8 protein-coding genes are annotated in these 12,377 nt (G+C 43.1%); 7 read left to right on the plus strand and 1 reads right to left on the minus strand.

Going from position 1 to position 12,377, the window contains the following annotated elements:
* Positions 1–29 precede the first annotated feature (29 nt).
* Together BQ7344_RS00405 and ybaK are read left to right on the plus strand one after the other, a co-directional pair.
* Positions 30–908, plus strand: coding sequence for a TM7S3/TM198-like domain-containing protein (locus tag BQ7344_RS00405; RefSeq protein WP_072520945.1), 879 nt, complete (start codon positions 30–32; stop codon positions 906–908).
* 19 nt (positions 909–927) lie between these two features.
* On the plus strand, positions 928–1,410 hold the full coding sequence (gene ybaK, locus BQ7344_RS00410) for a Cys-tRNA(Pro) deacylase (RefSeq protein WP_072520946.1): 483 nt from the start codon (positions 928–930) through the stop codon (positions 1,408–1,410).
* Positions 1,411–1,501: 91 nt separating this feature from the next.
* On the opposite strand, the gene BQ7344_RS00415 is transcribed toward ybaK, so the two are convergent.
* A complete protein-coding gene (locus tag BQ7344_RS00415; protein WP_072520947.1) occupies positions 1,502–3,142 on the minus strand; it encodes an ABC-F family ATP-binding cassette domain-containing protein in 1,641 nt (546 codons plus the stop codon).
* Between the two features lie 325 nt (positions 3,143–3,467).
* Between BQ7344_RS00415 and nifJ the strand changes: the two genes are divergently transcribed.
* From nifJ to cobT, 5 genes are all read left to right on the plus strand, one after another.
* Positions 3,468–7,004, plus strand: a complete 3,537-nt coding sequence (gene nifJ, locus BQ7344_RS00420; RefSeq protein WP_072520948.1) for a pyruvate:ferredoxin (flavodoxin) oxidoreductase — start codon at positions 3,468–3,470, stop codon at positions 7,002–7,004.
* Between the two features lie 127 nt (positions 7,005–7,131).
* The gene (locus tag BQ7344_RS00425) at positions 7,132–9,900 is read left to right on the plus strand and encodes a YfhO family protein (protein ID WP_072520949.1); all 2,769 of its coding nucleotides are present in this window, start codon (positions 7,132–7,134) and stop codon (positions 9,898–9,900) included.
* Positions 9,897–10,853 (plus strand): glycosyltransferase family 2 protein, encoded by a 957-nt coding sequence (locus tag BQ7344_RS00430; RefSeq protein WP_072520950.1) that lies wholly within the window; start codon positions 9,897–9,899, stop codon positions 10,851–10,853. Before BQ7344_RS00425 ends, BQ7344_RS00430 begins: the two co-directional genes overlap by 4 nt.
* Positions 10,854–10,865: 12 nt before the next feature.
* Positions 10,866–11,285 (plus strand): GtrA family protein, encoded by a 420-nt coding sequence (locus tag BQ7344_RS00435; RefSeq protein ID WP_015543063.1) that lies wholly within the window; start codon positions 10,866–10,868, stop codon positions 11,283–11,285.
* A gap of 39 nt (positions 11,286–11,324) precedes the next feature.
* The gene (cobT, locus tag BQ7344_RS00440) at positions 11,325–12,377 is read left to right on the plus strand and encodes a nicotinate-nucleotide--dimethylbenzimidazole phosphoribosyltransferase (protein WP_072520951.1); all 1,053 of its coding nucleotides are present in this window, start codon (positions 11,325–11,327) and stop codon (positions 12,375–12,377) included.

Raw genomic sequence — 12,377 nt, forward strand, 5'->3', positions numbered from 1 at the left:
ACTCAATAATCTGCAAAAAGGAGATTGCTATGAACGAGATGTTACAGCAGTTTATGAATATGATTGAGAATACCAGAAGCATACCTACCATGACTGATATTTCCATGATTGGATTTGGCGTGCTGCTCGTATTCGGGGTGATAAATTGCATTCTTGGCTATCGTCTGCTACGATTTTGGATGATGCTGTGTGGATTTATCATTGGAGCCGGAGTAGGATTCGGCGTGGCTTATTCCAGCGGCGTGACTGAGAAATATATGTATGCCGCGATTATGGTGGGAATCGGTATACTACTTGCAGTGATTGCGTTTGTAAGCTATAAGATAGGTATTTTTATTCTGGGAGCCGGTATTGGAATCGGACTTGGAATTTATATTTTTCATCCGACTTCTTCACTGGTGTTCTTTTTCTGCCTGCTTCTGGGAGCCGGACTGGGAGTACTTGCCATGCGGCAGGCGCGGGAAGTGTTGATCGTCGGAACTTCTCTTCTGGGTGGTGCGATGGCAGGTGTTTCGACGGCAAAGCTTGGCGGGCTTTCTGATTTTCCTTATGGTCTGGGGATGAGTGCAGGTTTTGCAATCCTTGGAATGCTGATTCAGTTTGCGACAAATCGCCGCAAAAAAGATGAAGATGATGAGGAGGAAGACAACGAGGAACTTTATGAAAATGCCGAAAACAGCTCTGATTATGTAGATCCAAAAGAATACATTCCACAGAAAAGAAGCAAAAGAAGACCTGCAAGACAGGAAAACAGAAGAACACTGTCCGCAGCAGAAGAGGAGCGTCTGGATGAAGAAATCGTCAGAGAGATGATGGATGATGATGACCGCGAAGGCGAAGAACTCTGGAAAAAGATTTCAAGACGTGAAGAAAACCGCAAAAATAAAGAAAAACATACAATGAGATAAGACGGGAAAGAGGGACAACATGGCAAAAGAAGCAAAGACAAATGCGATGCGTATGCTGGATAGACAAAAAGTGAAATACGAAGCATTTACATATGAATGTGATGAATTTATTGACGGACTTCATAGTGCGGATCTGATCGGTGCACCTTATGATCAGTCGTTTAAGACGCTTGTGATGGAAGGAAAGAGCGGTGGATACTATGTGTTTGTTGTACCGATCGAAAAAGAGGTAGACCGGAAGGCGGCAGCAAAAGCGGTCAGTGAAAAGACAGTAGATATGATTCATGTAAAAGACATTCTCAAGATTACCGGTTATGTCAGAGGGGGCTGCAGTCCACTGGGGATGAAAAAATTATATCCGACTGTATTTGATGCTTCGGCAGAAAATTTTGATGAAATCTATGTCAGTGGTGGAAGAATCGGACTTACGTTGAAAGTAAATCTGGAGTCTCTGCTCAAGGTAACAAATGGAAAACTGGCAGATATTACCATGAAAGATTGAGCATAAACTGAAAAATTAAACAAAATATTATCGATACGCATAAGAAAAGCTCCCGGAGTTTACATATTCCGGGAGCTTTTACGTGCTTGTTTTAGTTATCAGCAGCGTCTTCTTCATTAACCTGGAAAACATGACGCTTTTTCGCCATTTCATCGCTTGCGAGATATTCATCGTAAGTGGTGATCTTGTCGATCAGTCTTCCGTCAGGAAGGATTTCCATGATACGGTTGGCGGTTGTCTGTACGAACTGATGATCGTGAGAGGCAAAAAGGATGACTCCCGGGAATTTGATCAGACCGTTATTCAGAGCAGTGATCGATTCCATGTCCAGATGGTTGGTCGGCTCATCAAGGAGCAGGATGTTTGCTCCGGAGATCATCATCTTGGATAACAGACAACGGACTTTTTCACCACCGGAAAGAACACGGACCTTTTTGATACCGTCTTCGCCCGGAAAGAGCATTCTTCCAAGGAAACCACGTACATAAGTGGCATCTTTGATCTCGGAGTACTGAGTCAGCCAGTCAGTAATGGTCAGATCGTTATCGAATTCCTGCGTATTATCCTTCGGGAAATAAGCCTGGGAGGTTGTGACGCCCCATTTGTAATTTCCTTCATCCGGTTCGAGTTCTCCGATCAGGATACGGAAGAAGGTTGTGATTGCCTGCTCGTTTGCGCCAACAAAAGCAACTTTATCATCATGTCCAAGTGTGAAGCTGATGTTGTCAAGAACTTTTACACCATCGATGGTTTTTGAAAGGTTTTCAACCATAAGTACTTCATTGCCGATCTCGCGGTTCGGACGGAAGTCGATGTATGGGTATTTACGGCTGGATGGACGCATATCATCAAGCTGGATTTTTTCCAGAGCACGTTTACGTGAAGTCGCCTGCTTGGATTTGGAAGCGTTTGCGCTGAATCGGGAAATAAATTCCTGGAGTTCTTTGATTTTTTCTTCCTTTTTCTTGTTGGCTTCTTTCATCTGTTTAATAAGGAGCTGGCTGGATTCGAACCAGAAGTCATAGTTTCCGGCATACAGCTGGATCTTACCATAATCAATATCTGCGGTATGGGTGCAGACTTTGTTCAGGAAGTAACGGTCATGGGATACAACAATGACGGTATTGTCAAAGTTGATCAGGAATTCTTCCAGCCATTCGATCGCCGGGAGATCCAGATGGTTGGTCGGCTCATCGAGGAGCAGAATATCCGGATTCCCGAAAAGTGCCTGGGCCAGAAGAACTTTGACCTTCTGGCTTCCGGTCAGGTCAGCCATCTGAGTGTAGTGGAGTTCGGTTTCGATTCCGAGTCCGTTCAGAAGGGTGGCAGCATCAGATTCTGCTTCCCATCCGTTCATCTCAGCGAATTCACCCTCGAGTTCGCTGGCGCGGATGCCGTCTTCGTCAGAGAAGTCTTCTTTTGCGTAGATGGCTTCTTTTTCTTTCATGATCTCATACAGTCGGGCGTTTCCCATAATAACGGTATCCAGAACATTGTATGAATCGTATTTGAAGTGATCCTGCTGCAGGAAAGAAAGACGCTGACCCGGTGTGATGACGATATCACCGTTGGTCGGCTCAAGCTGTCCGGACAGGATTTTAAGAAATGTAGATTTACCGGCACCGTTTGCTCCGATCAGACCATAGCAGTTGCCTTCGGTAAATTTGATGTTGACATCTTCAAAAAGTGCTTTTTTGCCAACACGCAGTGTAATATTATTTGCTGAAATCATAATGTACCTCTTTTCTTCGTTATGGTTTCGTTCAGTCATTTTGGGTTCGGACCGTTTTGGCCATTCATTCCCATTTTACAGTAAAGTCAGGAATTTGCAAGTCTTAAATCACAAAAACACATGATTAGGAAAGAGAAGGGCCTGAAAGCTCCATAAAACTTGCATGTTGCTAACTTTTTTGTATGTAAATAGATACAGAAAATGTACAATCCTGATTGGACAATCTGAAATGGCTATGCTATAATAACTATTGGACTTTTAGGCCCTTTCACTGGCCTGAAATAAATTATAATTTTCATCATACCTTTAAGGAGGAAAACAAACTATGGCAAGAAAGATGAAAACCATGGATGGTAACCATGCAGCCGCTCATGCTTCTTATGCATATTCAGATGTAGCTGCTATCTACCCGATCACTCCTTCATCTGTTATGGCGGAAGCAACAGATGAGTGGGCAACACAGGGCAGAAAGAACATCTTTGGACAGGAAGTACAGGTTACAGAGATGCAGTCTGAAGCAGGTGCTGCAGGTGCAGTACACGGATCTCTGGCAGCCGGTGCCCTGACAACTACTTACACTGCATCTCAGGGTCTTCTTCTGATGATCCCGAACCTTTACAAAATCGCTGGTGAGCAGCTTCCGGGCGTAATTAATGTATCTGCTCGTGCACTTGCTTCTCACGCACTTTCCATTTTCGGAGATCACTCCGACGTTATGGCCTGTCGTCAGACTGGATGCGCAATGCTCTGCGAATCATCCGTACAGGAAGTTATGGACCTGACACCGGTTGCTCATCTTGCAGCAATCAAAGGTAAAGTTCCGTTCATCAACTTCTTCGATGGTTTCCGTACATCTCACGAGATCCAGAAGATCGAGACATGGGATTACGAAGATCTGAAAGATATGGCAGATATGGAAGCAATTCAGGCATTCCGTGATCATGCTCTGAACCCGAACCATCCATGTCAGAGAGGTTCTGCTCAGAACCCGGATATCTTCTTCCAGGCAAGAGAAGCATGTAACCCGTTCTACGATGCTCTTCCGGCAGTAGTTCAGGAATACATGGACAAAGTAAATGAAAAGATCGGAACAGACTACAAACTGTTCAACTACTACGGAGCAGAAGATGCTGAGCACATCATTATCGCTATGGGTTCCGTAAACGATACAATCGAGGAGACTATCGATTACCTTGCAGCAGCAGGCAAAAAAGTCGGTGTTGTTAAAGTTCGTCTTTACAGACCATTCTGCGCACAGGCACTGATCGATGCTATCCCGGAAACTGTTAAACAGATCAGCGTTCTTGACAGAACAAAAGAGCCAGGAGCACTTGGCGAGCCTCTGTACCTTGACGTTGTTGCTGCATTAAAAGACAGCAAGTTCAAAGACGTTAAGATCTTTACAGGACGTTATGGTCTTGGTTCAAAAGATACTACACCGGCACAGATCGTTGCAGTATATGAGAACACAACAAAAGAAAAATTCACAATCGGTATCGTTGATGATGTTACAAACCTTTCTCTTGAAACAGGTGCTCCGATTGTTACAACACCAGAAGGAACTACAAACTGTAAGTTCTGGGGCCTTGGAGCTGACGGTACTGTAGGTGCTAACAAGAACTCTATCAAGATCATCGGTGACAACACAGACATGTATGCTCAGGCTTACTTCGATTATGACTCCAAGAAATCCGGTGGTGTTACAATGTCTCACCTTCGTTTTGGAAAGAAACCGATCAAATCTACGTACCTGATCCACAAAGCAAACTTTGTTGCATGTCATAATCCGTCTTATGTAAATAAGTATAACATGGTTCAGGAGCTTGTTGATGGCGGTACATTCCTTCTTAACTGTGCATGGGATATGGAAGGTCTTGAAAAACATCTTCCGGGACAGGTTAAAGCATTCATTGCTAACCACAATATCAAATTCTATACCATCGACGGTGTGAAGATCGGTATTGAGACCGGCATGGGACCAACACGTATCAACACAATCCTTCAGTCTGCATTCTTCAAACTTACAGGAATCATTCCGGAAGATCAGGCTATCGAACTGATGAAAGCAGCTGCAAAAGCTACTTACGGACGTAAGGGTGACGATGTTGTTCAGAAGAACTGGGCAGCTATCGATGCAGGTGCAAAACAGGTTGTAGAAGTTAAAGTTCCGGAAAGCTGGAAAGATGCAGAAGATGAAGGTCTCTTCATGGCTCATGCAACTCATGGCGCTCAGGAAGCACAGGACTTCGTAAACAACATCCAGTGCAAGATCAATGCACAGGAAGGTAACACACTTCCTGTATCCGCATTTACAGAATATGTTGATGGTACTACACCGTCCGGAACAGCTGCATACGAAAAACGTGGTATCGCAGTAAATGTACCGGTATGGCAGCCAGAAAACTGTATCCAGTGTAACCGTTGTGCATATGTCTGCCCACACGCAGCAATCCGTCCGGTAGCACTGACAGAAGAAGAAGCAGCAAACGCTCCTGAGGGAATGGCTACACTTCCGATGACAGGTATGAAAGAATACAAATTCACTATGACTGTATCAGCTTATGACTGTACAGGATGTGGTTCCTGTGCTAATGTATGCCCTGGCAAGAAAGGTGCAAAAGCCCTTGCTATGGAAAACATGGAAGCAAATGCAGGACTTCAGAAATTCTTCGATTATGGAAGAGAACTTCCGATCAAAGAAGAAGTTGTTGCTAAATTCAAAGAAACAACTGTTAAGGGAAGCCAGTTCAAACAGCCTCTGCTTGAGTTCTCCGGAGCATGTGCAGGTTGTGGTGAAACACCTTACGCAAAACTGATCACACAGCTGTTCGGTGACAGAATGTACATTGCAAATGCTACAGGATGCTCCTCTATCTGGGGTAACTCTTCACCGTCTACACCATACACAACCAACGCTAAAGGACAGGGTCCTGCATGGGCTAACTCACTGTTCGAAGACAACGCTGAGTTCGGTTATGGTATGCTTCTTGCTCAGAGAGCTATCCGTGATGGCCTCAAAGCAAAAGTTGAAGCTGTTGTAGCAGAAGGCAAAGATGAAGCAGTTAAAGAAGCTGGTCAGGAATGGCTGGATACATTCTCCGTTGGTGCAACAAACGGTGCAGCAACAGACAAACTGATCGCTGCTCTGGAAGCATGCGGATGCGATGCTGCTAAAGAAATCCTTGCTCAGAAAGATTATCTGTCCAAGAAATCCCAGTGGATCTTCGGTGGTGACGGATGGGCTTACGATATCGGATTCGGTGGTGTTGACCATGTTCTCGCAAGCGGACGTGACATCAACGTTATGGTATTCGATACAGAGGTTTATTCCAACACAGGCGGACAGTCCTCTAAATCTACACCTACAGGTGCAATCGCTCAGTTCGCTGCCGGCGGTAAAGAGACTAAGAAGAAAGATATGGCTTCCATCGCAATGAGCTATGGCTATGTATACGTAGCACAGATCTCTATGGGTGCTGACTTCAACCAGACTGTTAAAGCAATCGCTGAAGCAGAAGCTTATCCGGGACCGTCTCTGATCATTGCATATGCTCCATGTATCAACCATGGTATCAAGAAGGGTATGGCAAAAGCTCAGACAGAAGAAGAACTGGCAGTTAAGTGCGGATACTGGCACAACTTCCGCTTCAACCCGGCAGCAGACAAGAAGTTTGCTCTGGATTCCAAGACACCGGATATGGAGAACTACATGGACTTCCTGAACGGCGAAGTTCGTTACAACTCCTTACAGCGTCAGAATCCTGAAAAAGCTGCAAGACTGTTTGCTAAAAATGAATCTGAAGCAAAAGCTAGATATGCATATCTGAATAAACTGGTAGCAATGTACGGCGAAGAAGAATAATTCTTACTGCGTGCAGTGACGGAATAATTCAGAGATATAGCCGCGGTACTTTTGTACCGCGGCTTTTTGCATTATATATGACATAAAATTTATAAGAGAAAATATGAACATACAAAATAGAAAAAATATGAAAAACAAAAGAAGTAACAGAAGTACAAACGGCAAAAATACGGAATTTTATATTGTATATACAGTGGTATTTCTATTGATTGCGCTTTTTCTCTATCTGAGATTTTATCTGAATGGAAAGTCTCTTGTGTGGAGTCATGACGGAGTGCCGCAGCATCTGAATTCCCTGTCATACTATGGAAGATATCTCAGAGGAATTTTATATACGATATTTGTAGAACATCGTTTTTCGATACCAATGTGGGATCTTCATATTGGCTATGGTTCGGATATTCTGACGACACTGCACTATTATGTCATTGGAGATCCGCTGACGTTACTGTCAGTATTTTGTCCATCTTCCAAAACAGAGATTTTATATGAATTCCTGATTTTTCTCAGAATCTATCTGGCCGGAATTGCGTTCAGCAGATACTGTTTTTATCACAAAAACAGCAGACAGGCGACTTTTATGGGTTGCATGATATATATCTTTGCAGGCTGGACAATTTATGCTGCCATGAAACATCCATATTTTTCAAACCCGATGATCTATCTGCCGTTGATTCTTATGGGAATTGACAAGATATACAAAAAAGAAAGACCATATCTGTTTATCTGGTCGGTGGCGGTAGCCGGATTATCAAGCTTTTACTTTTTCTACATGTTGGGTATTTTTATGGTTTTGTATGCTATATTCCGGTATTTCGAACAGTTTGGAGTCCATTCTCTGAAAAATGTCGGAAAATGGCTGAGTGTTTTTGCGATATACTCGGTAATCGCGGTTTTGATCGCGGCAGTCATATTGCTTCCGGTGATTCTTCCGGTATTTGGAACAGATCGCTTTAAAGCGGAAAACTATGTACCTTTGTTTTATGATAAAGTATATTATCAGAAATATCTGAGCTGTCTGATTGGCGAGAACATGATCCAGTGGGGTGTTGCCGGATTTTCGGCAGTTTCGATGACCGGAAGCTTTGTATTGTTTGCAAAGAAAAAAAAATACAAAACGTTAAAAGCAGGTTTTATTCTGATAAACCTTTTTTTACTGTTCCCATTTGCGGGACATGTACTTAACGGATTCTCGTATGTCTCCAATCGATGGATATGGGCATATGGCATGCTCATGGCATACATTTTTGTGAAGATGTACCCGGAATTATTTAAGCTTTCATTAAAAGAAAAACGTACGATTTTTGTTTTTCTCATAGGATATTGTGTACTGGCGCTTTTGCCGGATGCAGCAAGAACACAGAGAAATCTGGTAGCAGTTCTTTTGCTGGTGCTGGCGACATTTACTGTATTATCATTTGGTGCAGTATTTACAAAAAGAAAAAATCTGATGTTGATGACAGGTGGCTTCCTGATTGCAGGAATTCTTTTTAATATGTATTATCAGTATTCTTACGAAAAAGACTATCTTTCAGAGTTTTCAGATCAGGGAGAAGCTTTGGACAAACTGGAAACAGGAACGGATCTGGCAGTACTGAAAACTGGGGATGAATCAATTTACCGCTATGACCAGATGGGAACACACAGTTATGAAAATTCTTCCATGCAGACAGGTACAAACAGTACTTCTTACTATTTCAGCGTAGCAAGTGGAGATATCACGAACTTTTTTAATGAGGTCGACCTGAATACACCATGGGATTATCATTACGAGAATCTGGACAGCAGAACGATTCTGGATCGTCTTGCAGCAGTAAAATATTTTGTAGTAAAAGCCGGCGAAGAAGAGTATTTGCCGTATGGGTATGATACACTTGCAGCAGAAGCGGAAAAAAAGGATAGATTATATCGCGCATATGAATGCAAAAATGCACTTCCAATAGGATATACTTATGATTCCTATATTCCAGAAAAAAAATATGCGAAAATGTCGACTGTTGAAAAGCAGCAGGCTCTGTTGCAGGGAGTGGTACTGGCAGACAGCGCAGTACCGGAAACGACACCGGAATTTAATGACAGAGAAGTGTCGTATAAACTGGTGACAGGTTCAGGCTGCAAAGAAAAAGATGGGAAACTGATCATTACAAAGGAAAATGCACAGGCAAAACTGGTTTTCGACGGGCTGGATGAATGTGAAACATATCTCATTACAGAAGGCGTTGACTATGAGGCGCTTTCTCCACGTGAGCTGATCAGTGATAAGAAATGGAATAAAATGACGCTCTACGAGCAGAAAAAAGTTCAATACGAAAACAGTAAGTGGAGATACTGGAAAGAAAGTCAGAAGGCATATATTGATGTTACAGGACAATTCCTTGACAAGACGATCAGTATTTTTACAGACAAATATAATGCATACAGTGGTCGATCAGATTTCCTCTGCAATACCGGTTACAGTGAAAAGGGGAAAAAATCCATTACGCTCACTTTTGAAAATACAGGTGTATACTCATATAAAGATATGAAAGTTGTATGCCAGCCGATGAAAAATATAGAGAGTCAGACCAGCAGACTGGGCACGGAAAGCCTGAAAGATGTCAAGATAAAGAATCATGAACTTACAGGCAGTATTTCTGTATCGAAGGATAAAGTCCTTGTGATTTCACTGCCTTACAGCAAAGGCTTTCAGGCATATGTAGATGGTCAGAAAACAGAGTTAAAACAGGCAAACACCATGTACATGGCACTGGAACTCACGAAGGGGGATCATGAGATCCGTATTACATACTATACTCCATATCTGAAGACAGGGCTTGTCTTGACGTGTGTGGGGATATTGTGCTACATTTGTGTGGTGTTAGTTTGCAAAAAGAGAAGAGGAAATAAAGAAACATGAGTAGATTATCTGTCGTACTTCCGGCTTATAATGAGGAACTGATGGTTGGAAAAACATGCAGGGTTCTTCATGAGGTTCTGGCAGAAGCCGGGATTTCGTATGAGCTGGTTCTTGTGGATGATGGATCTAAAGATCATACATGGGAAGAAATACTAAAAGCAGGGGGAAAGGATTCGAATATTCTGGGGGTGCATTTTTCACGTAACTTTGGTAAAGAGGCAGCTGTTTTTGCCGGAATGGCACAGGCGACCGGAGAAGTGGTGGCTGTTATGGACTGTGATCTGCAGCATCCGGCAGAAACTTTGATTGAGATGTACCGGAAATGGGAAGAAGGCTATGAAGTCATTGAAGGCATCAAGAAAAGCCGCGGAAATGAAAGCTTTCTTCATAAAAAGTGCGCAGGATTTTTTTATGGGATTATGTCCAAAGCAACAAAAGTAGACATGCAAAATACCTCTGATTTTAAAATGATGGATCGCAAGGTGGTAAACAGTATTCTTTCTCTGCCGGAAAGAAATATGTTTTTTCGTGCAACTTCGTCATGGGTAGGATACAAGACGGCATATGTGGAATTTGAAGTGCATGAACGGGAAGCAGGTGAATCAAAGTGGTCTGCCTGGTCGCTGATCAAATATGCATTTACCAATATTGTTGCATTTACGACTGCTCCACTTCAGTTTGTGTCGTTTGGCGGAGGTATTTGTTTTGTATGTTCGCTTGTCATGATTATTTATTCACTGATACAATATTTTCGGGGACATGCAATTGAAGGCTATACAACGACAATTTTGCTGCTACTTCTGATCGGAAGCGCAATCATGCTGAGCCTCGGAGTGATCGGCTATTATCTTGCAAAAATTTATGAAGAAGTCAAACGTCGTCCGAGATATATTGTATCTCAGATCATCCATGGGAATAAAGATGTGACAGGTTCTGTCAGAGATGATGCGTAAGAGGAGAAAATAATGAAAAAACTTATCAATCTGATTCTGCGATTCTATGAAAATGATGTGATCAGATACATTTTTTTCGGAGGCTGTACGACACTGGTAAATCTGGTATGTTTCTATGTACTTCGTAAATGCAATCTTGGATTAAATATTGCAAACATCATTTCTATTATTGCAGCGATTATATTTGCATATGTAGTAAATTCAAAGTTTGTATTTCTGGATAAATGTGAGACATTGAGGGACCATGTACAGCCTTTCTGTAAATTTGTCAGTGCAAGACTGCTGACTATGGTGATTGAAGTCGGAGGAGTCTGGCTTCTGGTAGCCCAAATGGGATTCAGTGATATGATTGGAAAATTTGTGACTCAGTTTATAGTACTGGCATTGAATTACATATTCAGCAAATTTTTTGTATTTACTACAGGTAAATAAATACTACAGGATACACAGAGATAACAGGGAGATGGAAAAATGACACTGGAAGAAACTCTTGCTCAAATAAAACCATTAGACGAAAGAGCGATGGAGACTGCGGCGAAACGCTGGGACAGCATTGCAAAACCTCTGCATTCACTCGGCAAAATGGAAAAAATGGTTATTCAGATTGCAGGAATCACCGGAAATCCGGATATGCATATAAACAAAAGGGCACTGGTTCCGATGTGCGCAGATAATGGCGTGGTAGAGGAAGGCGTTACCCAGACAGGACAGGAAGTGACGGCAATCGTCGCAGAAAATTTCCTTTCCGGCGATACCTCTGCATGCGTGATGTGCAGACAGTGCGGAACCAAAGTTATTCCGGTTGACATCGGTATGGCAGTGGACACAAAGGTTGCGACAGATCTGAAAGTTGCATGTGGGACTGCAAATATGACCAAAGGTCCGGCAATGACAAGAGAACAGGCTGTACAGGCACTGGAGGCAGGTATCGAAATGGTACGTCGTCTGAAAGAAGATGGTTATGGACTTCTGGCAACGGGAGAAATGGGAATCGGTAATACTACGACCAGCAGTGCGGTGGCATCTGTACTTCTGAACCGTCCGGTTGAAGAAATGACAGGACGTGGTGCCGGGCTTTCCGGAGACGGACTGAATCGTAAGATTCATGCAATCAAAAAAGCAATTGAGATTAATCAGCCGAATCAGGAAGATGCGATTGATGTACTGGCAAAAGTCGGGGGATTTGATATTGCCGGTATGGCTGGAATGTTCCTTGGCGGTGCGGCATTTGGTGTCCCGGTCGTGATCGATGGATTTATTTCCTGTGTGGCAGCACTGATCGCGCAGCGTATCTGTCCGCAGATGGGAGATTATATGATCGCGTCTCATGTTTCGAAAGAACCGGCAGCGCATCTGCTTCTCGAAGCACTTGGCAAAGAGGCAGTACTTCATGGAGAAATGTGTCTGGGAGAGGGAAGCGGAGCCGTGGCACTGTTCCCGTTCCTTGATATGGGAGTTGCCGTCTATGAATCGATGAGTACATTTGAGGATATCCATGTGGACCAGTATGAGGAGCTTGTATAA

The sequence above is a fragment of the Blautia sp. Marseille-P3087 genome (assembly GCF_900120195.1).
Classification (GTDB): domain Bacteria; phylum Bacillota; class Clostridia; order Lachnospirales; family Lachnospiraceae; genus Blautia_A.